This is a genomic window from Arthrobacter sp. NPDC093139, assembly GCF_044754165.1.
In the GTDB taxonomy this organism is placed as follows: Bacteria; Actinomycetota; Actinomycetes; order Actinomycetales; family Micrococcaceae; genus Arthrobacter.
This window is the reverse complement of record NZ_JBIVOO010000015.1, coordinates 1-21163: the sequence shown is the minus strand read 5'-3', so window position 1 is coordinate 21163 and position 21163 is coordinate 1. Positions and strand designations below refer to the sequence as shown.

Genomic DNA, 21163 nt, shown 5'->3' with positions numbered 1-21163 from the left:
GCAGCGCTGCCGCCGCCCACACCGGGGGACAATTCTCATAGGTTATCCACCGCTACCGCTGCTAGGGAGCTACCCTCGCGGCTTCCAATTCCGGCCGTGGATAACCCGCATTGACCCCAGCCGTGGACTGCTCAAAGTCACCTCTTTTGGTGTGCCAATGCGCCTCGCCATTTCTCCAAGCCCGCGCTGTTCTCTTTAAACAGGCGGCTTGCGCACGTTTGGGAACCAGCCTGCCGGGGCTTTCTTGGGTTCGAGGTGTTCGGGTTCGTCGCGGTAAGGATCGGGGCGAATTGGTTCACCTGATGAGATACGCAGAATACAGCTTACATAGGATCCTTCGGCGGGCGGCGGGCCGGCCAGGATACCAAGTGATGGACCGGGTAAAGCACGGGAGTAGAAGTAGCTGCGAGAACTCCCGTTCCATGAGGAAGTCGGCATTTCCGCAAGTCAGGGCGCCTTGTGGCGATGACTGCATTCGGACGCTAGAACCTCCCTGGATACTTTGGGCTCAGAAGCTGTAGGGGCCAAACCGGGCTAGGGCGACACCGGCGGCGAGGATGCCAAGGACGATGTTGATGATGACGTTTGGAATCTCCCCGCGCCGGGCGTGCGTGATGGCCGCCCCGATCATCAGCAGAAAGAGCCCGGTCGCGGCCGTCGGCACAAGTACCGTGGCTATATTCAGCACCGCCGGCAGGATCAGGCCCAGTGCGCCCAGGATTTCTGCTGTGCCGATGCCTTTGACGGCACGCTCCGGGAAGTCTTCAGCCCATCCCTGGCCGGAAGCGGCAAGCTTCGCTTTGGGCTGGGCGATCTTTATTGTTCCCGCGGCAAGGAAGAGAAGCGTAAGCAGGGCGGTGATGATCCACAGGATGATGTTCATGATGATCTTCTTTCATGCTGATTTGTCACTGAGTTGGTCGAGTGGTTTCGCTGGTAGTGACTGAAAAGTGATTGTTCAGGGCGCTGCCTGGAGGTTGGCTGTCCGGTTTCGTGCCGCGGCGACCTCCCTGCCCCTGGGGTTGAGTCGAACCGGTCGAGCATGGCTTGGAGCTCGGTGGCAGCGACGTTTGCCCCAAAGGCTTCGGCATGTGGCTCGAGGCGGATGCTGTTCTGGAGCGTTCCGGCGTAGACCGGGTCGAACCCGAGGTCATCCACCAGGGCCATAACGCGTGCAACGGCGGCGAGGTCATCCCCGGCGACCGCAATACCCCTGCGGTCAGGGGCGCCGGGGCTCCGGGGACCCTCGTCGAGATCGTGGTAGCCCATGTGGTTAAAGGCTTTGACGACGACGGACTGGGCGAGGTGTTCCTGCACCAGTTGGCTCGTGGCGTTGCCTGGGTCCTCGAAATCCGGCCGATGGCCGTCGACTTCCCACCAGTAGTTCATGGCGTCGATCACGGGCTTGCCGGCCACCGCTTCCCGTGACACGGTGCCAAGCTTGCCCAAAGGTAAGGCCAGGACGACGAGGTCACCGTCTTGGGCCGCCTGCTCCGTGGTCACCGGCTCGGTCCCGGGGGCAATCACTTCCATGATCAGCCTGATTCGTTCCGGGTCCCCGGAGCCGGCGATAAGAACCCGGTGGCCGGCGGCAACGGCGAGGCGCGCCAGGACGGTGCCCAACTTGCCGGCTCCCAGGATGCTGATGGTTCCTGTCATGCGACTGCCGACCCTTGACGGTCGTGGTCGGCGAGTAGCTCGCGCACCATCGGCACGACCTTGCTGCCGTAGAGTTCGACGGCCTTTAGGCGCGCACTGATCGGCTGGGCTCCGGAGCTGAAGATGAGGTCGAAGCGGCCGACAGAGAGCGAGGACACTGCTCGTGCGATCTTCTTCGCCACGGTCTCCGGCGAGCCGATGTACATCGAGCCGTGGTGGATCTCGGACTCGAATTCCTCCCGGCGGATGGGCGGCCAGCCGCGGAGGGCGCCGATCCGGTCCCGCACCACTTTGTAGTGGGGCCAGAAGATCTCCTTGGCTTCGTCATCGGTATCGGCAAGGAACCCAGGAGAGTGCATGCCAACAGGCCACGCCGTCGTGTCAAATTGCGCGGCGGCCCGCTTGTAGAGGTCGATATAGGGGATGAACCGCTCGGGCTGGCCGCCGATGATGGCGAGCATGAGGGGGAAACCGTATTTCGCGGTGCGGACCACGGACTGGGGCGATCCCCCCACGCCCACCCACGTCTTCAGGCCGCCCTCGGTCTTAGGGTATACGTCGGCATCGACGAGGGGGGCGCGGACGGTGCCGCTCCACGTTACGGGCCTTTCCTGGAGGAGTTGGGCGAAGAGCTCGATCTTCTCCTCGAAGAGCACGTCGTAGTCACTGAGATCATAACCAAAGAGCGGGAACGACTCCGTGAACGATCCTCGGCCGAGGATGACCTCGGCACGACCGTTCGAGAGAGCATCCACTGTCGCGAACCGCTGGAACACCCGCACAGGGTCGTCCGAACTGAGTACCGTCACCCCCGATCCCAGGCGGATGCGGGACGTGCGGGTGGCCATACCCGCCAGCACAGTCTCGGGGGCGGACACCGAGTACTCCGGACGGTGGTGCTCGCCCACGGTGAAGACATCGACGCCCAGCTGGTCGGCCATCACCGCCTCATCCACCACTTGCCGGATGGCACGGGCGTGGCTGACAGGCGCACCGGCGTCGTCCGTGGGGACGTCACCGAAGGTGTCCAGTCCGAAGATCACTTCGCTCATGACAGCGCTCCTTCTGATTGACATGTCAATCATCTAATTGACGCGTCAATCATCCCGTCGTATGGTTGACATGTCAAGCGAAGGGGCATGGGTTGATGAATCAAAGCAGGAAGGGCGCCAGACGGAGCCCCAATCCGGCCGAACTGGCGGCGTGGCGCGAGTACGTTGAGACGGCTGAGGCCATACGGCAGGCTTTGGCCTCCGGGCTGCAGACAACGTCCGGCGTGTCACCCGGCGACTATGCCGTACTCCTGGCTCTGAGCGAGGCTGACGAACACCGGTTGCGGTCCTCGGTGCTCGCAGAGAAAATCGGCTGGGAACGCAGCCGCCTCTCGCACCACCTCGGCCGCATGGAAACCCGCGCGCTCATCCGTCGGCAGCGGTCAGGCAATGACAGCCGAGGGGCAGAGGTAGAGCTAACCGATGAGGGAGCCAGGACATTCCGCAGCTCATCAACATCACACCTCCGCCTTGTCCACCGACTCTTCGTGGAGGCACTGACGCCCGAGGAACTCAAAGCCGCCCACGGGGTCGCCTCCAGCCTGCGCCGGCACCTGCATCAGATCTCCTCAACCCAAGACGACGGCCCGGTCCATGAGTAACCTCGAGAGAGTCCCCGAAGAGATCATTTGTGTTGAGGGCGGCCGAACTCGCCCCGTTGAACGGCTGCCACCGCGTGACGTTCCGCTGGGCGGTCCGCGCGCCATGCCCTGCGCCGGACAATTCCCCAGAAACAGCGCAGCCTGATCGGAGCATGGTGTTTTCCTGGACCACTACGAACCGGACCCGGGTCCCGAACACGGAGGCATGCGCGTCGCACTCCATCCCCATACCGGGGCCGGCCACGAGGCAATCATCCGGCCCGGCGAAGTCAACCTCATGGCGGCCGACGCGGGATCTCCCACTAGGAGTTTTCCACGCCCCCCAAACATGGCATTCCCTCCAGCCTGGAGATGTCGTCCCTCCTAGCCGAGAAGGCGCTGCCTGCCCTAGAGGGTCTGGTGACGAACTGACCGTAGACGTTCGACTGATGTGGGGTACAGATGAATTCGGACATCGTCGGCTATTCCTCACGGAGGACGACTGCGGCTCCTGCTACGGTGAGGCTGTGCCGAACAACGGAGGCGGGAAGGACCCGGGCTGGATCGACGAGAGGCACCGACACGTCTGCCTCGTCTAATCCGATGGGGATTTCGGTGCAACCTGCAATGACACGTTGAGCGCCGGAGGCGATCAGTCTGGCTGCAGCATTTTTGAGGTTGGCGCGGATGCAAGGGCTGGTATCGCCGGACTTGATCCCTCGAATGGAAGCCATCACGTACCTTTCCTGGTCATCCGCAACAGGAGTCAAGACCGTGATGCCGCGCTTCTCAAGCCATTCCTGATAGAGGCCAGCCTGGACTGTCCCAGTGGTGGCAAGGAGCCCGACGGCACCCACCGGCGGCTGTATTGCTCCGATATACCTCGCCGTCTCCTCAATCATGTGGATGATTGGCATATTCACTGCCGCATGGACTGGCCCGAGGAAAGCGTGGGCGGTATTGCACGGCACGGCTAGCAGGCTAGCCCCGGCGTTCTGGAGGAGCCGTGCGCCGGCGATGATTGCCGGCGTGGGGTCTGCACCGTTCTCAAGGAGGGCGCGAGTCCGGTCAGGGATGGTGGGATCAGACCATATGAGCGTTCGGAGATGTTCCTGGTCTTGCCTGGCAGGGGTGGCCTCAATGAGCTTGAGGTAGAAGTCCGCAGTGGCAACTGGGCCCATCCCCCCAAGAATTCCAACTACGGTGGCGGCGCGCCGCATCGGAAAAGCGGCTTGGTCGTCGTCTTTGCTCAACATCGGCTGGGCCAGGAGCTTCTTCATGGTTCAACAGTCCTTGGATTCGATATGCTTGCATCCAATATATTGCACAACGGCGAGACCGAGTAGTCCTCGTGCCGTAAGTATTCACTTCGCAGATGACTTCGGTAGAGTATGCAATATGCCGCTAAACAGCATGAAGGCCGTCGAACGCCCTAAGATGAGTGACGCTGCGTACTATCGCCTTCGTGATGCCATCGTTCGAGGAGAGCTGGCGCCGGGGGAAAAACTGAAGGACAGCGACGTAGCTGAATTGCTCGGTCTAAGCCGCACGCCGGTGAGGGAAGCTATGGCGCGGCTGATCGACAGCGGACTCGTGGAGGCGAAGCCCGGCGTCTACACGAAGGTCGCACCGCTGAATCAGCGAGACGTTGCCGCCAATCTTGCAGTGCTTAAGGCACTCGACGCCGTTGCCGTCGAAGCGGCAGTTCCTCGACTCACCGAGCGAGACATGAAGTCTCTGCGTCAGACAAACCGCAGCTTTGCGACACACGTCAACAAGCATGACGTGGACAAGGCACTGGCCGCTGACGACGCCTTCCACCAAATCATCATTGACGCCGCAGGCAACCCCGTCATAGCCCGAATCATCGAACAGCTCCACCCACAGCTGCACCGGGTTCTTTACCGCAAATTCGGCAGTCTCTTCGGAGGCGCAGAGACTATCGAGCATCACGAAGCGCTCATTCAAAAGTTCGAGGAAGGGGATTCCGCGGGTGCCGCAGCACTGTCCAGCACTCATTGGTCCCATCTGGGTAGCCTTATCGGCGAATTGTTTGAATCGAAGGAACTTTCTCAAGAGGGCTGAGCGCACGCGGCAGCAGGTGTCCCCCCTGCTGGCCCAGGAAGCCCGAAGTCCGCTGAGAAGTAGTCCGTGTTGGTTGTTTGGCTGCCCGGTCTTGTCGTATCGCGGAAGGTGTGGTGCCAACTCGAATTGATCTTAGGGACCGATCCACGCTCCCCGAGATCCAGTTGCTGGCGCAAACCCACGATCGAAGAATCCTGGACGCTGTCCATACCGAAGCCATCACCGGCATTGGTCCTAAACCAGTACCGGCAATGACTGGGAGAAAAGAACAGAGCGCCTTGTAACCAAGGCCGATGTCTCCGTTCCGGTCAGATGCAAGCCGTGGTCAAAGGCTCAGCATGTAGGAGTCAAAGGCGCGAAGGTGGCATTGGGGGCCTGACCAGTAGGCATCGATGTTGTCGCTAGTGACGGCTACGGCGGCCCTGATATTTTCCGCATGAGTGACGATAATAAAGTCCTGCGTCCGGTCCAGCTGCCCCAGCCATAGGCTTGTGCGCTGCAGCAAGTCCACGATGCTCTCGCCCCCGTGACCTCTGTAGCCTGGATTTGAACGCCACTGCCGGAGATCGTTTGGGCTTACGGCCTGCAGCGGCAGTCCGTTCCAGTAACCGTAGTTGGCTGGAGACAAATGCGGGTCCGGAACAGCTTTGAGTCCCAGTGCCGCGGCTGACTCCCGGCTGATGGCGGTTGGAGAACAAACGGCCGGGCTATCTTCTATCCGGGCTAGGGGAACGCATGACCTGTCGAGAGGCCCGTCTGCGCCGAAACGGGCCTCCCGGGTTTGCCTGCATAGTCCGTGCCGGATAAAGGTGAGCTTCAATGCCTCAAGACTTTGCGCTCCAGAAGGAACTGGAACGCGACCCCGAGGACGAGCCACAGGGTGAGCTGGGTTGCTGCAGAAGCCAGCCGGAAATTCCACAGGAGGTCGGCCGGGAACCCGTTGTAGTCCGTTCCGCTGTCCGGCAGTAATTGCCATCCCACGATGACTATGGCTGCCGCTGTCAGGCCTGGAAGAACTTTGAGGACTACTGATGATCCGGGCCGGGATTCTTCCCACCGGCGCACCACGAACCAAATAATAACGGCCGCCAGACCAAGAAGCACCGCAATGACCCATAGGTTGGTTCGATAGTCGATTGTTTCGGTGGCGCCCACGGCCGGAGGATTTGGCGGTACCAACAGCCACGGAACTGCAGCTATTGCAGTCCACCCCGCCCCCGCGAGAGGAAGGACGCTCAGTGTCGTTGAACCATGCCCCGACTTTCGACTCAGCGCAAACCAAACGATGGCGAGCAGCACCCCAAACGAGCCGCCGGTCAAAGACGTCGCCAGGAACAGTCCGGCGCGTTGCCCGTCGCGTGAAATCAGCGGGCCGTCTTCCGTACCGTGGCTGTGTCCTGCCGCAGTCGAGTCATGACTGTGTGTAGCCGCGCCCGCTTCCTCGATGGCGATGGCCTGATCCACAAGGCTTTCCCCGGTGAAATAGGCGACGCCGCCGGCCAGGAGCCCGGCGATCAGCCCCGCGAGCAGCCCGCGAAGCACAGCGCTGCGCAGCGGAAGATGGACAACGTTATTGACTGCGGTCAGTGACATGGGACGCCCAGGAGGTGCCGGCCATCATGCATGACCTCGTGCAGCAGCATGCCTGCCCGGGACAGGTGCCCTGCATCGAACTGCACCAGGTAAAGAACGACTAGCGACGCCGCAACGGCGAACAGCGCCCCGACCACCGCCAAGGCACTTGGCCCGCGCCGGACCAAGGTAGGGATGAAGGTGCTCATTATAGTTCTCCTTAGGTTGGTTGGAGTTGAAATAGGGATAGTCAACGTTCCGTTGCCGTAGCGGCAGCTGTACGGGCGAGTGGGTCCGGCACCCTCAGGTGCCAGTCCGTCATGCGCTGGAAAGCGTCCCCCGCCCTGAGAATGAGCTCCTCTTCGAACGGCCGGCCTGCAATCTGAAGGCCAAGTGGAAGCTGTTCGTCGGTGAATCCGAAAGGAATACCGAGGACGGGATTGCCCAGCGTGTCCCAGTAGGCCGTGTAGATGGGACCGAAACCGTGGAAGTAGCCCTTTTCCATCCGTTCCAGGGCCGCCGCTCCCCCGCCGGCGGTCGGCATCAGGATCAAATCAACATGCTTGAATGTCTCCTTGATGGCCTTTTGCCCTACACGGCGCGCACGCTGGGCCTGGACATAGTCGGCGGCGCTGTAAAAGAGTGCCGTCCCAATTGCAAGGCGGGTCGCCAGCCCGTAGTCCTTCCACCGTCGCTGCATGTCGGGAAGGTGATAAGTAAGCGCCTCCCCGTACATCAGGATCTCGTCCACGGTCGTCATCTCCGCATAGTGCGGAATCTTCACTTCCACGATGTCGGCGCCTAGCTTGGCAAGCACCTCCAGCGCGGCATCGAATGCCGGGGAGAGTGCGGCATCGTACTCGTCCGTTATGTTTTCCATGCGGTCGACACCTATGCGGACGCCTGCCAAGTCTCCTGTGAGTCCGGCAGCGTACTGCCCGACAGGAACATCTGATGCCGTGGGATCCGATGGATCCGGGCCCGCGAGAACATCAAGCATGAGGGCGCAGTCCTGCGCCGAACGTGCCATTGGACCAATGTGGTCAACAGTGAAGCCTAGCGGCACCGTTCCCGACTTTGGTACCCGTCCGTATGTCGGCATAAGTCCTGATATGCCACAGTAAGCGGCCGGGATGCGGATTGACCCTCCGGTGTCACTTCCCAGTGCCCCGTACGCTGCACCTAGTGAGACCGAGCTGCCCGAACCGGAGCTGCTTCCCCCGGCCCAGTGCTTCAGTGACCAAGATGATCGTGGGATCGGGAAGGGCTTGGTCGGGTCCGGCTCACCGGTGGCGAATTCCATCGTCGTCAGCTTGCCCATGATGATGCCTCCGGCCTGGCGAAGCCGCTGCACCGCAATTGCGTCGCCATGCAGTACATGCGGGTCATGAACGAGGGATTGCGCCGTGGTTGGGCCCTCCCTGGTCCCGAAAATGTCTTTGATGCCCAAGGGCACACCGTGCAGCGTCCCAACGGGCTTTCCGGCGGACAAGGCTTCGTCTGCTGCTGCGGCCGCTTCCAGCGCCTGTTCGTTAAAGCGAGCCAGAAACATGCCGACCGCCTCGTCGTACTTGTCCGCTGCAGCGATTGATTGTTCGACGGCGGCCACGCTGGTTGTCGTGCCGGAACGTATCGCGGCGGCCAATTCAGCCAGCGTCGCTGGACGCTGCTCTCCGCCGCTGCCGGGGAGGGGGGAAGTGCTCATTGAGGAAATGGCTCCTGGTCAGACTCGGGGTTCGAAAATAACGGCCGGTTCTTCGTATCGGACACCGTCAAGTTCATAGAGAGCCTGTACGGCGGCGCGGCGTGCGGGGTAAGCCTGGACCAGCAGGTCCAGTTCCTCCGCTGGTACCTCGAGCCGGTGCTGCTGCAGCAACGCTTCGACGACCGTTCGATGTGTGTGGGGGGATATAGTCACTTGTGCCCTTCCGTCCGGTGGTGTGTACGAGCCGGCAGCAGACATCCGTAAGCGGTGGGGAAACCGGCTCGGCGCTGCTGCCGGCGGAGTTTTTCGAAACGGACTAGAACACTTCGTCGCGCTCGTGGCTGCGGAACTCGCCTTCGCGTTCGGCCAAGTCAGTCGCGTCCACGCGTGTTGACATCACCTCCGAAAGCGCTGCCAGCCAGCATTCGTAGTACTCGTCGACGCCTTGTTGGCCTGTGCGGGCGATTTCATGTGAGATGGCCTTTTGAAATTCGGACCACTCGAAGTGGCCGTCCTGGCAAAGGCTTACTGCCATCCCGAAGGCACGGGCATGCCAGGGCGCGTCAAAAATGATCTCTCCGTTGCTGCGGGGTACCGCGGCATCGCCGTTCAAATCGTCAAGACGGACTCGGGAGGTGGACTCGGAGACCTCAGCGGGTGAGGGGCAGTTGGGGCTCATTTTGCCACCGCCTCGGAGGGAACCGCCGGTAGTGTCACACCGATCATGGAGTCCCGGGTGATGAGGGGGACGAGGTCCTCCTCATTCAGGCCTTCCGTGCCGGCTGGTCGCTGTGGCACCACGAGGTAACGGACTTCCGCGCTGGAGTCCCATACCTGAATGTTGGTTTCATCGGGCAGGGTTGTACCGAACTCGGCGAGTACCTTGCGGGGTTCGCGGACCACACGCGCGCGATATGGGGCGTCCTTGTACCAGCGGGGCGGCAAACCAAGGACTGGCCACGGATAGCACGAGCAAAGGGTGCAGACCACCACGTTGTGTACGTCGTCGGTGTTGGGAACGGCGACCATATGCTCGCCCTGCAGCCCGCCAATCCCCAGCTCTTTCAGTGCAGACGTAGCGTCGGCAAGAAGCCGCTCGCGGTAGTCCGGATCGACCCAGGCCTTTGCAACAGCGCGGGCGCCATTCAGCGGTCCGATGTCGTGTGTATAGGTGTCGATGATTTCGTCAACGACGTTGCCCTTGATGTACCCCTTCTCGCGAAACAGTGATTCCAGGGCACGCGCCCTGACCTCACCGTCTGAGAGTTCCCCGGGATGGTGGCCGCCAGCGCCATGATCATGAGACATTGTTCGTCCTCTCTTGCCTGGTTTTAGTTTGTCGTCACTGCAGGGGCCAGGTAGCTCTCCCACAGATCCACGATGAAGTGCGTGCCGGGCTCAGCCTGGTCGGCCCAAAGGTCGCTTCCCTCAAATTTCACCGAGTACAGGTACTCCGGGTTTTCACCCAGGTGCTGTGACACTGCATCGGGAAGGATGTAGGCTCTGTGACTGATTACTACTGTTCCGGTATGGCCCCAGATATATCGGGGTGAGCGGGTGTGCGTAGGGACCGGCCGGGGCACAGCAACCACACGGTCTCCTACGGAGAACGCCGGGCGTGCGTCGATTTCCCGGTCGGCGGGGACGCCTTCCCAGATGGTTTTCGCCAGCGCCTTCGAGAGCTCGTCGATTTCGGCTTGTGTCGTCGGCGGCCCCTGCACACTGAGATCCAGCCCATCCCGGACGGCTTGCTGCCGCGACCGCAGTTCCTCCTCCGTGAGGAAGCCCTTCTCAATGAGAAGCGGCTCCCAGGCATGCAGCCAGTGCTCGTAGTAGCTTGCGGTCAAATACGTGCCATGGCCAATCTTTTCAATTGCATGGCGTACCTCGTCAGCAGTGAGCCAGACGCCATAGTGGGCGCAAAGCTTCTCAAGGGCGAATGTCAGACCTTCCCACGGCTCATGGAAGACCTCGTTATCCACGGTGTCGATCTTGCCGAACCCGTGCATCCCGCCCATATCGTGTATGCCGATCAACGGGTGTCCTTTCTTCGATTCTTGTTGAATCTTCGGGCATCGTAACGCCAACGACCTGTGCTGCCTACACCCCTCGGGGAGGGGTTCGCGGCCGGTTTGTCGGACGGGATATAGCCGTCGGCGCTGATGCTTGATTCATGCGCGCTCAGGCGCCTCGGATAGCGCCGCGGCGGTCCGCCAGAGCGCCGATGATGAGGGTCAGCACCAGGATCAGGCCAACACTGACGCTCTGCCAGTAGGAGCTGACGCCCAAGAGATTCAGCGCGCTATTAACTGCGGTGATGAAAATGGCGCCCGTGAAGGTGCCCAGCAGCCGCCCTTCTCCGCCCCGCAGGGCTGTTCCGCCCACGACGGCTATGGTGATGGCGGTCAGTTCCACGCCGAAGGCCATGTTGCCGGCGGCGGATGACAGAAGGGCAGCCAAGGCCACGGCAGAGATACCGGTGAAAATACCGGTAATGGCAAAGGCGGTGATTTTCACCCGGTCGACCCTGATACCCGCCATGCCGGCAGCCTGCTCATTGCTGCCCACTGCTCGCAATTGTCGGCCAAATTTCGTGCGGTAGAGCAGTGCATAGGATGCCACGCACACGACGACGAAGACGATGAAGATTGCCGGCACGGGCCCAACAGCAGCCGTCGCGAACGACTGGAAGTTGATTGATGTGATTGCCAGGATCGAGCCGCCCGTCAGAATGAACGCGATGGCGGTGTAGATGTTGAACATGCCGAAGGTCGCGATGAACGGTGGAATGCGGATCTTGGTGACAACGATGCCGTTGAGCACACCAAGTACCCCGCCGGCGATGATTCCGGCAAGCGCTGCCATCCCGATGGTGCTGCTCGGGAGGACGAGTGCCGTGACGATGGCACTCACTGCCGTGATACCAGCGACGGAGAGGTCGAACAATCCGCCGGCGATCAGGAGCGTCATGCCGCAGGCAACAATTCCGGCAAAGGAAGCCTGCTGCGCGATGTTGCTGAGGTTCGCCTGGGATGCAAAGTTAGGAACGACAACTGAGAGGATCACGAACATCGCGACCACAGCGACCTGCAGGTAGTAGCGGCGGAGGAAGTCGCCCAGCGCCGGGATTCGCCCTCCGGTATGGGTTGGAACGGTTTGGGTGTTTACTGCAGCGTTCATGGTCACCCCTCCAAAAGGATGCGTCGGTGGATGTGGCGCCGGATGCTGTCAAGCGAGAGGGCGAAGATGAGCAGTACGCCGATGGCCAGATTTTGGTAGAACGACGGGACGTTGAGCTGGTTTAGCGCCGAGGCAATCATTGCCAGGAGCAGACCTGCGATGAACGTTCCGGGCAGGTTGGCACTGCCGCCGGCCAGGCTGGTCCCGCCAAGGACCGCAATGGCAATGATCTGCAGTTCCAACCCGACACCGAGGTTACCGGTGACATTGCCGAGTTGGCCTGCCAGGAGAACACCGCCCAGACCCGCCGTAAGACCGGCGATAATGAAGGCAATCAGGGTAACTCTGCGGACGTTGATTCCGCTTTCTGCTGCCGCCTCAGGGCTGCCGCCTACAGCGCAGACGTGTCGTCCGAACGGGGTGTACTGCATGAGCACGTACAGTCCAGCAAGCAAGACAATTGCAAGAATGAACGGAATCGGAACTCCGAAGAATCTGCCGTTTGCCAACGTGCTCAAGAATGCGTCGTCGCCGCTGAGCGTCTGGCCGTCAGTTACCAGGAGGGCGACGCCGCGGATGGCACCGAGGGTTCCGAGGGTGGCCAGGAACGACGGAACCTTCAGGTATGCCACCAGGATTCCGTTGATGAGACCGACGAGCAGCCCGGTGAGCAGGCCGGCGCCTATGCCTGCGAAGAGTCCTCCGCTTGCCAGGAAGAGTGTCAGCAGACAGGCCGAGAGACCTTGAATGGATCCGACGGAGAGGTCAAGGCCACGAAGGGCGATGATGACGGTCATCCCATAGCCGATGATCGCGGCAATTGACGCGTTGACGAGCATGTTCGCCAGGTTGTTTCCAGCGAAAAAGTTGGGGACGGCCGCCACGCAGATGATCGCTACGATGAAGAATGGGATGAGCACGCCATAGCGGCTAAGAGCCGTGGCCAGTGTCTGTCGCCGCAAGCGCGACCGGGCTGCTGCCGCGTCAAAGCTGGTGTCAATTTGTGCGGTAGTCATGATGCGTCCTTTACGACGAGGTTGCCGTCGGCTGTGGCGGAGGGACTGGGGCCGGCAGTACCGACGGATTCGGCGAGGATCCGATCTTCGGTGACGTCGTCGCCGGTAAGTGTGGCAACGACGTGCCCGTTCCGGAAGACCATGCACCGGCGGACCAGAGTGACGAGTTCCGGTGTGTCGGAGGAGCTCACGACGACGGATACACCCGATTCGGCCAGGCGCTGGATCAGTTGATAGATCTCGACCTTCGCACCTACGTCGACGCCCCGTGTGGGTTCGTTGAGCAGCAGTACGTTGCAGCCGGAGAGGATCGCCCGACCGAACAGCACCTTCTGCTGATTGCCGCCGCTCAGATTGCCGATGTACTGGCGGGGCCTGTCGACCTTGATGCGGAGTTCGTCCTTGAGCCGGTTGTAGATGTCCAGCTCCCGACGGGTGCTGGGAATGGCACGGGATATGGGGTTCTTGCCGTTTTCTTTAGCGGAGATCAGGAGATTCTCCAGCACGGTCAGGTGCGGCAGGATTCCTTCGGCCTTCCGGTTCTCGCCCAGCATGAAGATGCCTGCCTGCAGGGCGCCAGTCGGTGCGGTAAGCCTTACGGCCTTGTCGTCGACTTTGATTTCGCCCTTAGCCGGAATCACTCCGAACATGGCCTGCATGATTTCGGACCGTCCCGAGCCGACCAGACCCGCGAGACCGAGGATCTCGCCGCGGCGGACGCTGAAGCTGACAGGTGCCACAACCTTGGGGCAGGTAACACCCTCCACGCTGAGCCGGACGGGCTGCTCTGCTGCATCTGTACTGTGCGTACTCTGCTCGAACTTTTGAAGCTCGCGTCCCAGCATGAGTTCGACCAACTCCGCCTCCGTGGTATCTGCGGTTTTCAGGTCTCCCACGCGCTCTCCGTCCCGGAAAACAACGATGTTGTCGGAAATTTCGAAGATTTCGTCCAGGCGGTGGGAGACGTAAAGGATGGCCTTTCCTTGGCTCTTCAGCAGTTTGATGAGGTCTAGCAGGCGCCGGACTTCTCCCCGGTTCAGTGCGGCAGATGGTTCATCCATGATGATGACTTCGGCGTCCTTGGACAGCGACCGGGCAATCTCGACCATCTGCTGGTTGCCGACGGAGAGAGTCTCAACGGTCCTGGAAGGGTCCAGGTCCAGACCGAGCTGGTCGAGCAGACGCTTGGCGTGCCGTTTGCTCTCCCCTACCCGGATCAGTCCATTCCGGGTCAGCTCGCTGCCCAAGAAGATGTTCTCGGCCACGGTGAGCTGGGGCACCAGGCGAAACTCCTGAGCCACGACGGTGACACCGGCAGCCTGAGAATCTGCGGCGGAGTTGAATTCGACCGGGCTGCCCTTCATGCGCAGCTCACCGGTTGAAGGCGGTTCAAGCCCGCCGATGAGGCGAATCAACGTGCTCTTACCGGCGCCATTCTCGCCCATCAGAGCGGTGACTTCACCGGCACGAAGCGTGAGGTCCACGCCTTTGAGGGCTCGCACGCCTGGATAGGTGCGGCTGACGTTCACCGCTTCGAACACTACGGGTCCGAGGTTCATTGCAATGCCTTAACGTTGGAGGGTCTACTGGCGGTTGAGCTTGGCCTTGAAATCAGCCAGGTTCTCCTTGGTGACGAGAGTGGTCGGCTGCTCCAGGGTCTTGGAAGCCGCGTCAGTGAACTTCGGCTCCTTGCCGTCGAGAAGGTCCAGCGCAGCGTCAACCAGAGCCTGACCCTGACCGAACGGGTCCTGGGCCACGGTGGCTTCCTGCTTGCCCTGCTCGATTAGTTCAAGCTCGATTGGGTCACCGTTGAAGCCGACGATGGTGGGCTTCTTCTTGGAGGTTTCCGATGCTCGGACCGCGCCCTGGACAGCGTTGCTGTTGAAACCAAAGATGGCTTCGACGTTTGGGTTGGCTGCAAAGATGTCCTGGCCGGCTTTGAAGGCCGCCTCGACGGTCTGGCCTGGAATTTCACTGACAAGCTTCAGGTTCGGGCACTTGGCGAGACCGTCCTTGAATCCCTTGCCGCGGGCCTCACCTGCTGCGTGTCCCGGGTCATCCCGAATGAACGCGATTTCATGCGGCTGGCCGTCATCGAACTTTTTGCAGAGGTACTCGGCTGCCTGGCCGCCGCCTTCTTCATTGTTGGACTGAACGAAGTAGTCGTAATCGCCCTTGGCTCCAATGTCACCGACGAGAACAGGAATCTTCGCTGCGTGGGCGGCTGAAATTGTCGCCGGCAGCGAGTCCGGCTGCACTGGGGTAATCAGCAAAGCAGAAATATTGCGTGAAATCAGCTGCGAGCTACCCGTCACCTGAATCTGCGCCGAGTCCTTGGAGTCAGAGATGACGACCTCCGCACCGCGCTCAGCTGCCCGCGCCTTGACACCCTTGGCGTAGGCGATGAAGTAGGGGTCAGTCTGGTCGTATACGGAGTAGCCCAGGATCAGCGGGTCCTTCTTGACGAAGGTGGTGCTGGAGCCGCCATTGGCTCCCGAGGTGCCGGAACCGGTCGTGTTTGCACCGCTGGCACAGCCAGCCACAGCGAAAAGACATGCAGCAGCTGCTGCTGCGACACCGAGTTGAGGCTTCATGTTGCTTCCTTGGGGTTGGGGTTTCGTCGCCTAAGCGATCGGGTTTGTTGTGACTGAGGTAACCATCTCAAGTCTCTGCCCCAAGGGAAAGTACTATTTCGCTCTACGTTGCATATACGGAATGTATAGGTCTGTATCAGCAGCGGTCACTGGCCGGGAGACAGGCGCTTCGCCCTGGGGGCTGTTATGTCGAAGGACGGTGCGCGGGGGCGGACGAGCGAATCCGCTTCAGCAGCCGGCTCAATGCGGGGCTCGCCTCTGCCCGCGCCGAAACGACAGCTACCGCTTGCAGCGGCGGAATGGGTTCGCGGATCTCGCGAACAACGAGATCAAACTTTCGAAGGCTCCGCCGCTGCGCGTCGGGAAGGATGGAACTGGCCTGCCCGGATGTAATCAGCGGGATGCTTGTCTGGATGGTGTCAGCGATTCGTGTGCGGCCAGTAATTACACCGAAGCGTCTCAGGGCCTCATCGACGATGTCGGGCAGGCTGGGAACAGCCGGTGTCCGCTGCGGCAGGATCATTGTCATCGCCTCGAAAACGCCAATGCCCACGGGGTCTGGAAGGTCTGTGCGGTCCGGCGGAAAAGCAGCAACCAGGGGGACATCTTCCCAACGGATAATGTGGAAGCGGTCCTGCCGCTCAGCGAACTGTTCTGCATCGGCAACCATAATGAAGGCGACATCAGCCTTGCGGTTGTGGATCATCTCGATAGCTGTCCAGGGCGGCGGATCGATGAGCCGGACGTCGACGTCGGGGTTCTCCACGCTGTGCTCCTTGAGGAGCTGCGGAATCCGGTACCACATGAGGGCCGGGACGCTGGCAACCGTGATGGCCCCCTCCCGCCCGGCACCGTAATTGGTCAGGTGATTGACGACCTCATCCACATCGCCAAGTATGCGTGAGCCGGCATTCAGCAGATACATGCCGGCGCTGGTCGGGCTCACCCCCCGGGCTGTCCTGATCAGGAGCTGAACGCCCAGCTCTGATTCAAGCTTGCTTATGGTCAGGCTTAGGGGCGGTTGCGACATGTGCAACTCGGCTGCGGCCGCTACAAAGGAACCCGCTTCGACGACGGCCTGAAAGTAACGCAGTTGGCGAAGGTCCATGACTTCAGAGCGTAGTCGAATTCCGGGCAGTGGACGGGGACAGTTCGTCGCTAACTTCTCCTGCCGCGGCGGTCGGCTATTCACAGCGCAGACATTCCGGACCCCGGGCGAGGTATATGCAATAGCTATAGGAGCGGAAGCAAAATAGTATTTTTTTCGCGGCCGGATCGGTGCCAGAGTGATTGCACGAACTGTTGGATGCGGAGGCTAACTGCAGCTGAAGAGTCTTCAGAGCAGTCTGCCCCTCACTAGAAAGAAGTGGTCGCCATTACCATGTCAGTCACCGATAACGCCCCTGCTGGGCTCTCAGGCAGCTCCGTCGTGCCGTCCGCGACGTCCGTCAAGACTGGAGCGACGGCATGACCGCCCCCGTGGCCGTGATCTCCGGCGGAGCCCGGGGCATCGGGGCGGCAACAGCAGAGAGGCTGACCAAAAATGGTTGGCAAGTTGCGCTGCTGGATCTGAATGCCGAGGGTGCTCAGGCTCAGGCCGATCAGCTCGGTCCGGACAACCTCGGCCTTGGCTGTGATGTCTCGGATCCCTCTGCCGTTCAGGAGGCAATCGACCAGGTGGGTGCCCACTTCGGCAGAATTGATGCAGTCATCCCCGCCGCGGGTAACATCGCTCGTGGTCCTGCGGAGAGCTTTGATCTGGGTGTCTGGCAAAAGCACCTCGACATCCACCTGACCGGTACGCTCCTGCTCGCGCAGGCCTGTCACGGGTATCTGGCGCAGTCAAAGGGCAGCATTGTCACTTTTGCCTCAGTGGCATCTACCTTCGGCCTGCCGGGCCGTGTGGCATACGGAACGGTCAAAACCGGCATGGTGGGATTGACTCGCACGCTGGCAGCGGAGTGGGGCCCGCAGGGCATCCGGGTCAACGCCGTAGCCCCAGGCTATGTCGACACGGAAATGGTCCGGTCGGGTTTCCGCAGCGGGACGATCAACGAGGATCTGGTCCTTTCACGTACGCCTCTGCGCCGTCTCGCCCAGCCCGATGACATTGCTGGTGTTATCGAATTCCTCATCTCCCCCGCAGCAAGCTTCATCACCGGCGTTCTGCTTCCTGTAGACGGCGGGCTCATCATTGATGGCCGCTTCGATGGAGCATCCGTCCCCGGCGTTTAACGATCGCCGCTCAAAGCTCTGCCCCATAAGCATCAGCCGTGCCGGCAAGTCCGGGGCAACTGCAAATTAGGCTCAGGAGAAGTTCAAAGATGAATGTAAGTATCGGTTGCAGCGGTATCACGTGGCGCAAGCGTGGACTCGGAGACGGGTTAGCGGATATTGCATCCGCTGGCTACTACGGCGCACCCATCAGCGGGGTGGAAAGCCGGGATGCGGCTGAAATTCACCGCTTATGGACAAGCCACGGCCTGGCTCCGGCCCCCGGCTATATTAATGGCGAATACTGGGATCGCGGTCAGCGGGATGACCAGCTGCACGCAGCACGGATCAACGCAAAGGTCTCCCGCGAACTCGATCTGACCGACATTTTCATCGCGGTCGGTGGTTTCGAGACAGTGACCCGCGCGGGAAGGACCCGCCGGCAGGCGGCCGCCAATGCGGGACAGCTGGACATGCTCACCGACGAACAGTTCCGCCAAATGACGCAGACCGTCGCTGAGGTGTGTGAGGTCTTTCTGGAGGAAGGTGTCCGGCCCTGCTTCCACACACATGTAGGAACATTTGTGGAAACGGAGGATGAAGTCGAACGGCTTCTTGAGGCAGTGGACCCTGAACTCCTTTTCGTTGGTCCTGACACCGGGCATCTGGCATGGGCCGGCATCGACGTGAACAACTTCTTCCGCCGCCACGCCCGCCGCATCACATCCGTGCATTTGAAGGACATTGACTTGGAAGTCCGCGAACGCGGGCGGGCAGAGGGCTGGGCCTACGCCGAGTTCGAAAAGGCCGCAATCTGGACAGAGGTCGGGGACGGAGACATCGATTTCCCGGGCATATTCCAGATTCTCGACGACGTGGGCTACAGCGGCTGGCTGACAGTGGAAACAGACGTGACGCAGCAGCCCACCCCATTCGAGAGCGCCCGCATCAGCCGGGAGTACCTGGCTGGTCTCGGATTCTAAGACGCTCTCGCAAATCTCATCAACAGGCGGCCGTCGAAACGGTTCGCCGAAAAAACGCGGCTCAGCAGCAGCATGCCCAACGAATTGTAAGGAGTAGAAATGCTTCCCGTTTGGAATCGTAATCCAGCATTCACTATTACCCGCGCCAGCCACGTCGTGCTTACCGCACGGGATCTGGATGCCAGCGCCCACTTTTACACCGACGTCATCGGTCTGGTCCTCACAGAACGGGACGAGAACACCCTGTACTTCCGAGGACTGGAAGAGGCAGCCCATCACAGCCTGGTCATTAAGCGTACGACCGGCGACGCCCAGGCCGAGCGCATCGGCCTTCGCGTTCAGGACGCATCCGACATCGACAAGGCCGCCAAATACCTGAATTCACGGGGCATTGTCACCACCGAGCCGGACGTCCCGTTCCAGGGCCGCACCCTGCACTTCACGGACCCGGTCGGCAACCTCATGGAATTGTGCTCATCCATGGACGTCGTCGACCGCCGCATGCAGGAGTTTCACACTTTCAGGAGCGGCCAACCCCAGCGGATTGATCACTACCAGCTGGTGACCCACGACGTCCAAACCGCAACGGACTTCTACTCCGACTTGGGATTCCGCCTTGCCGAATACACGGCCGCCGACGGGACAGAAGAGCTCTGGGGCAGCTGGCTCGAGGTTAAGGGAAACACCCACGACATCGTGTTTACCAACGGCACCGGCCCCCGTCTGCACCACTTCGCTTACACCGTCCCCGACGCGTCTTGCCTGATCCACGCAGCCGATGTGGCCGGAAGCCTCGGATTCGGGGATGAGATCGACCGCGGGCCCGGCAGGCATGGACTGAGCAACGCACTCTTCCTGTATCTCCGGGACCCCGATGGCCATCGGGTGGAACTGTTCAACACTCACTACCAGTTCATTGATCTTGAAACTGACCCCATCCGCTGGGACACCTCAGATCCACGCAGGGCGCAGCAGTGGGGCCTGCCCGCCTCCGAACGCTGGTGGTTTGAAGCCTCCGAGTTCCCCGGTCAGCCAGTTCAGAAGCCACGCCTGGAGGCTTCGCCTATCACCCTCGAAAGTTACCTCAGCGTCCACTAATGATCTAGGGGTCGAAAGTCCGCATATCTGCACGAGTGAAACAACGGCCGAGAACGTTTAGGTCTGGAAACGGGCTTGACCAATACGTCCAGCCCGCAAAGAGCTGTCCTGTTTCTGTCCACCCGTGTGCGCCACCACTTCCTCGCGGCACGACCTTCCACTTTCAAAGGAGCAGCCCATGGAGGCCACCGACCTGCGGCCCTCGAAAATCATCGCCGTCCATCTGAACTATCACAGCAGGAACGCGGAACGAGGAAAGGCTCCGGAGACGCCGTCCTATTTCCTCAAAGCGCCCTCGACGCTAAACCATACGGGGCAGGATGTGCTGAGGACGCCCGGCTGCCAGTTGCTTGCCATGGAAGCCGAAGTCGCCTTGATCATTGGGGACGATTGCCGCAATGCAGCTATCGGCGATGCGTGGAACTATGTCGGCTGGGTCACCGCTGCCAACGACTTTGGCGTATACGACCTCCGCTACGCCGACCCGGGTTCGAATGTTCACTCAAAAAGCTTCGACACATTCACGCCGATAGGTGCGCGGCTCATGAAAGCAGACGATCTGGACCCGGCGGGCTTTCACCTACGGGGCTGGATCAATGGAAAGCTCGTACAGGACGCCGCAATGTCAGAGGACCTTGTGTTCAGCTTCCCCTACCTCGTAGCCGATCTGTCCCGCGTGATGACACTGAACCGTGGAGACATCATTCTGACTGGTACCCCCCGCGGCTCCACCGTGGTGGAACCCGGCGATTTCGTGGAAGTTGAGGTCAGCCACAGCAGCGGCGCTTCCTCGAATCGCTTGGGCAACAAAATCGTCGCTCTCCCCGGAGACCTTGCAGAGACCGGGGCGCAGCCACGCATCAACCAGGAAACACTCGCCGCAGCATATGGGTCAGCTGTCCAGTCGAGAAGACAATGAACGATTTCGTACGTGATGAGGAGAAGGTTTTGGAGCAGGTCAACGACGACACCCTGGCTGCAGCACGCAAGGTGATCGCGGTGCACATCAACTACCCCAGCCGGGCAGCCCAGCGCGGCCGGACGCCGGCGCAGCCCTCGTACTTCCTGAAGCCGTCGTCGTCGCTGTCCCTGACCGGCACTCCCGTCGAACGCCCGGCAGGCTGCGAACTGCTCGGCTTTGAGGGCGAGATCGCCCTGGTCATGGGCAAGGCGGCCCGCCGCGTCCAGGTCGAGGACGCCTGGGGCCACGTCGCCGCGGTCACGGCCAGCAACGACCTCGGCGTGTACGACCTCCGCTACGCGGACAAGGGCTCCAACCTCCGATCCAAGGGCGGCGACGGCTTCACACCGATAGGCCCGGCACTGATTCCGGCAGACGCCGTCGACCCCGCCAGCCTGCGCATCCGCACCTGGCACAACGGCGAACTCGTCCAGGACGACACCACGGCAGACCTGCTCTTCCC

At 61.1% G+C, this 21163-nt stretch carries 24 protein-coding genes; 7 read left to right on the top strand and 17 right to left on the bottom strand.

What is annotated here, in order from left to right; all coding sequences use genetic code 11:
• Positions 1–508 precede the first annotated feature (508 nt).
• Genes ACIP90_RS18350 through ACIP90_RS18340 form a run of 3 tightly spaced genes read right to left on the bottom strand, consistent with a single transcriptional unit; the run spans position 509 to position 2711 of the window.
• Entirely contained in the window at positions 509–883 is a 375-nt protein-coding gene (locus ACIP90_RS18350) for a DoxX family protein (RefSeq protein ID WP_400581011.1), read from the bottom strand.
• Positions 880–1659 carry an NADPH-dependent F420 reductase gene (locus ACIP90_RS18345; RefSeq protein ID WP_400581010.1) on the bottom strand — a complete coding sequence of 260 codons (780 nt, stop codon included), beginning with the start codon at positions 1657–1659 and terminating at the stop codon, positions 880–882. Before ACIP90_RS18345 ends, ACIP90_RS18350 begins: the two co-directional genes overlap by 4 nt.
• Complete coding sequence (locus tag ACIP90_RS18340; RefSeq protein ID WP_400581008.1) at positions 1656–2711, bottom strand: LLM class flavin-dependent oxidoreductase; 1056 nt, start codon at positions 2709–2711, stop codon at positions 1656–1658. The genes ACIP90_RS18345 and ACIP90_RS18340 overlap by 4 nt, the downstream gene beginning before the upstream one ends.
• 95 nt (positions 2712–2806) lie before the next feature.
• Here ACIP90_RS18340 and ACIP90_RS18335 point away from each other — a divergent pair, with 95 nt between their 5' ends.
• Complete coding sequence (locus tag ACIP90_RS18335; protein ID WP_400581006.1) at positions 2807–3313, top strand: MarR family winged helix-turn-helix transcriptional regulator; 507 nt, start codon at positions 2807–2809, stop codon at positions 3311–3313.
• A gap of 461 nt (positions 3314–3774) precedes the next feature.
• Here the strand turns inward: ACIP90_RS18335 and ACIP90_RS18330 are convergent, their stop codons facing one another.
• Positions 3775–4572 (bottom strand): aspartate/glutamate racemase family protein, encoded by a 798-nt coding sequence (locus tag ACIP90_RS18330; RefSeq protein ID WP_400581005.1) that lies wholly within the window; start codon positions 4570–4572, stop codon positions 3775–3777.
• A gap of 118 nt (positions 4573–4690) precedes the next feature.
• On the opposite strand from ACIP90_RS18330, the gene ACIP90_RS18325 reads away from it, so the two are divergent.
• Positions 4691–5377: a GntR family transcriptional regulator gene (locus ACIP90_RS18325; protein WP_400581004.1), complete on the top strand. Its 687-nt coding sequence runs from the start codon at positions 4691–4693 to the stop codon at positions 5375–5377.
• 325 nt (positions 5378–5702) lie between these two features.
• Here ACIP90_RS18325 and ACIP90_RS18320 read toward each other — a convergent pair whose 3' ends face one another.
• The 13 genes from ACIP90_RS18320 to ACIP90_RS18260 form a co-directional block, all read right to left on the bottom strand.
• On the bottom strand, positions 5703–6254 hold the full coding sequence (locus ACIP90_RS18320) for a histidine phosphatase family protein (protein ID WP_400581003.1): 552 nt from the start codon (positions 6252–6254) through the stop codon (positions 5703–5705).
• On the bottom strand, positions 6194–6970 hold the full coding sequence (locus tag ACIP90_RS18315; protein WP_400581001.1) for a CbtA family protein: 777 nt from the start codon (positions 6968–6970) through the stop codon (positions 6194–6196). Before ACIP90_RS18315 ends, ACIP90_RS18320 begins: the two co-directional genes overlap by 61 nt.
• Positions 6961–7158, bottom strand: coding sequence for a CbtB-domain containing protein (locus tag ACIP90_RS18310; RefSeq protein WP_400581000.1), 198 nt, complete (start codon positions 7156–7158; stop codon positions 6961–6963). The genes ACIP90_RS18315 and ACIP90_RS18310 overlap by 10 nt, the downstream gene beginning before the upstream one ends.
• A 41-nt stretch (positions 7159–7199) precedes the next feature.
• On the bottom strand, positions 7200–8654 hold the full coding sequence (locus ACIP90_RS18305) for an amidase (protein WP_400580998.1): 1455 nt from the start codon (positions 8652–8654) through the stop codon (positions 7200–7202).
• Positions 8655–8672: 18 nt separating this feature from the next.
• Complete coding sequence (locus ACIP90_RS18300) at positions 8673–8867, bottom strand: hypothetical protein (protein WP_400580997.1); 195 nt, start codon at positions 8865–8867, stop codon at positions 8673–8675.
• Positions 8868–8970: 103 nt separating this feature from the next.
• A complete protein-coding gene (locus ACIP90_RS18295) occupies positions 8971–9333 on the bottom strand; it encodes a nitrile hydratase accessory protein (protein ID WP_400580995.1) in 363 nt (120 codons plus the stop codon).
• A complete protein-coding gene (nthA, locus tag ACIP90_RS18290) occupies positions 9330–9962 on the bottom strand; it encodes a nitrile hydratase subunit alpha (RefSeq protein WP_400580994.1) in 633 nt (210 codons plus the stop codon). Before nthA ends, ACIP90_RS18295 begins: the two co-directional genes overlap by 4 nt.
• A gap of 23 nt (positions 9963–9985) precedes the next feature.
• Positions 9986–10690, bottom strand: a complete 705-nt coding sequence (nthB, locus tag ACIP90_RS18285; protein ID WP_400481468.1) for a nitrile hydratase subunit beta — start codon at positions 10688–10690, stop codon at positions 9986–9988.
• 145 nt (positions 10691–10835) lie between these two features.
• Entirely contained in the window at positions 10836–11834 is a 999-nt protein-coding gene (locus ACIP90_RS18280) for an ABC transporter permease (RefSeq protein WP_400580993.1), read from the bottom strand.
• Between the two features lie 2 nt (positions 11835–11836).
• A complete protein-coding gene (locus ACIP90_RS18275; RefSeq protein ID WP_400481470.1) occupies positions 11837–12850 on the bottom strand; it encodes an ABC transporter permease in 1014 nt (337 codons plus the stop codon).
• A complete protein-coding gene (locus tag ACIP90_RS18270; RefSeq protein WP_400580991.1) occupies positions 12847–14409 on the bottom strand; it encodes a sugar ABC transporter ATP-binding protein in 1563 nt (520 codons plus the stop codon). The genes ACIP90_RS18275 and ACIP90_RS18270 overlap by 4 nt, the downstream gene beginning before the upstream one ends.
• A gap of 24 nt (positions 14410–14433) precedes the next feature.
• Complete coding sequence (locus ACIP90_RS18265; RefSeq protein WP_400580990.1) at positions 14434–15444, bottom strand: substrate-binding domain-containing protein; 1011 nt, start codon at positions 15442–15444, stop codon at positions 14434–14436.
• A 184-nt stretch (positions 15445–15628) separates the two neighbouring features.
• Positions 15629–16552, bottom strand: coding sequence for a LysR family transcriptional regulator (locus ACIP90_RS18260; protein WP_400580989.1), 924 nt, complete (start codon positions 16550–16552; stop codon positions 15629–15631).
• A 359-nt stretch (positions 16553–16911) separates the two neighbouring features.
• Here ACIP90_RS18260 and ACIP90_RS18255 point away from each other — a divergent pair, with 359 nt between their 5' ends.
• From ACIP90_RS18255 to ACIP90_RS18235, 5 genes are all read left to right on the top strand, one after another.
• Complete coding sequence (locus ACIP90_RS18255; protein WP_400481474.1) at positions 16912–17679, top strand: SDR family NAD(P)-dependent oxidoreductase; 768 nt, start codon at positions 16912–16914, stop codon at positions 17677–17679.
• Between the two features lie 89 nt (positions 17680–17768).
• A complete protein-coding gene (locus ACIP90_RS18250) occupies positions 17769–18641 on the top strand; it encodes a TIM barrel protein (protein WP_400580988.1) in 873 nt (290 codons plus the stop codon).
• 99 nt (positions 18642–18740) lie between these two features.
• Complete coding sequence (gene hpaD / locus ACIP90_RS18245) at positions 18741–19739, top strand: 3,4-dihydroxyphenylacetate 2,3-dioxygenase (protein ID WP_400580987.1); 999 nt, start codon at positions 18741–18743, stop codon at positions 19737–19739.
• A 178-nt stretch (positions 19740–19917) separates the two neighbouring features.
• Positions 19918–20658: a fumarylacetoacetate hydrolase family protein gene (locus ACIP90_RS18240; protein ID WP_400580986.1), complete on the top strand. Its 741-nt coding sequence runs from the start codon at positions 19918–19920 to the stop codon at positions 20656–20658.
• The coding region (locus ACIP90_RS18235) for a fumarylacetoacetate hydrolase family protein (protein WP_400580985.1) at positions 20655–21163 on the top strand (509 nt) is incomplete at its 3' end. The genes ACIP90_RS18240 and ACIP90_RS18235, both read left to right, overlap by 4 nt.

Coding starts and splice junctions, on each gene's coding strand:
- ACIP90_RS18350 (WP_400581011.1), bottom strand. CDS start 883: ATGAACATCATCCTGTGGATCATCACCGCCCTGCTTACGCTTCTCTTC.
- ACIP90_RS18345 (WP_400581010.1), bottom strand. CDS start 1,659: ATGACAGGAACCATCAGCATCCTGGGAGCCGGCAAGTTGGGCACCGTC.
- ACIP90_RS18340 (WP_400581008.1), bottom strand. CDS start 2,711: ATGAGCGAAGTGATCTTCGGACTGGACACCTTCGGTGACGTCCCCACG.
- ACIP90_RS18335 (WP_400581006.1), top strand. CDS start 2,807: ATGAATCAAAGCAGGAAGGGCGCCAGACGGAGCCCCAATCCGGCCGAA.
- ACIP90_RS18330 (WP_400581005.1), bottom strand. CDS start 4,572: ATGAAGAAGCTCCTGGCCCAGCCGATGTTGAGCAAAGACGACGACCAA.
- ACIP90_RS18325 (WP_400581004.1), top strand. CDS start 4,691: ATGCCGCTAAACAGCATGAAGGCCGTCGAACGCCCTAAGATGAGTGAC.
- ACIP90_RS18315 (WP_400581001.1), bottom strand. CDS start 6,970: ATGTCACTGACCGCAGTCAATAACGTTGTCCATCTTCCGCTGCGCAGC.
- ACIP90_RS18310 (WP_400581000.1), bottom strand. CDS start 7,158: ATGAGCACCTTCATCCCTACCTTGGTCCGGCGCGGGCCAAGTGCCTTG.
- ACIP90_RS18305 (WP_400580998.1), bottom strand. CDS start 8,654: ATGAGCACTTCCCCCCTCCCCGGCAGCGGCGGAGAGCAGCGTCCAGCG.
- ACIP90_RS18295 (WP_400580995.1), bottom strand. CDS start 9,333: ATGAGCCCCAACTGCCCCTCACCCGCTGAGGTCTCCGAGTCCACCTCC.
- nthA (WP_400580994.1), bottom strand. CDS start 9,962: ATGTCTCATGATCATGGCGCTGGCGGCCACCATCCCGGGGAACTCTCA.
- ACIP90_RS18280 (WP_400580993.1), bottom strand. CDS start 11,834: ATGAACGCTGCAGTAAACACCCAAACCGTTCCAACCCATACCGGAGGG.
- ACIP90_RS18275 (WP_400481470.1), bottom strand. CDS start 12,850: ATGACTACCGCACAAATTGACACCAGCTTTGACGCGGCAGCAGCCCGG.
- ACIP90_RS18270 (WP_400580991.1), bottom strand. CDS start 14,409: ATGAACCTCGGACCCGTAGTGTTCGAAGCGGTGAACGTCAGCCGCACC.
- ACIP90_RS18265 (WP_400580990.1), bottom strand. CDS start 15,444: ATGAAGCCTCAACTCGGTGTCGCAGCAGCAGCTGCTGCATGTCTTTTC.
- ACIP90_RS18260 (WP_400580989.1), bottom strand. CDS start 16,552: ATGGACCTTCGCCAACTGCGTTACTTTCAGGCCGTCGTCGAAGCGGGT.
- ACIP90_RS18255 (WP_400481474.1), top strand. CDS start 16,912: ATGACCGCCCCCGTGGCCGTGATCTCCGGCGGAGCCCGGGGCATCGGG.
- ACIP90_RS18250 (WP_400580988.1), top strand. CDS start 17,769: ATGAATGTAAGTATCGGTTGCAGCGGTATCACGTGGCGCAAGCGTGGA.
- hpaD (WP_400580987.1), top strand. CDS start 18,741: ATGCTTCCCGTTTGGAATCGTAATCCAGCATTCACTATTACCCGCGCC.
- ACIP90_RS18240 (WP_400580986.1), top strand. CDS start 19,918: ATGGAGGCCACCGACCTGCGGCCCTCGAAAATCATCGCCGTCCATCTG.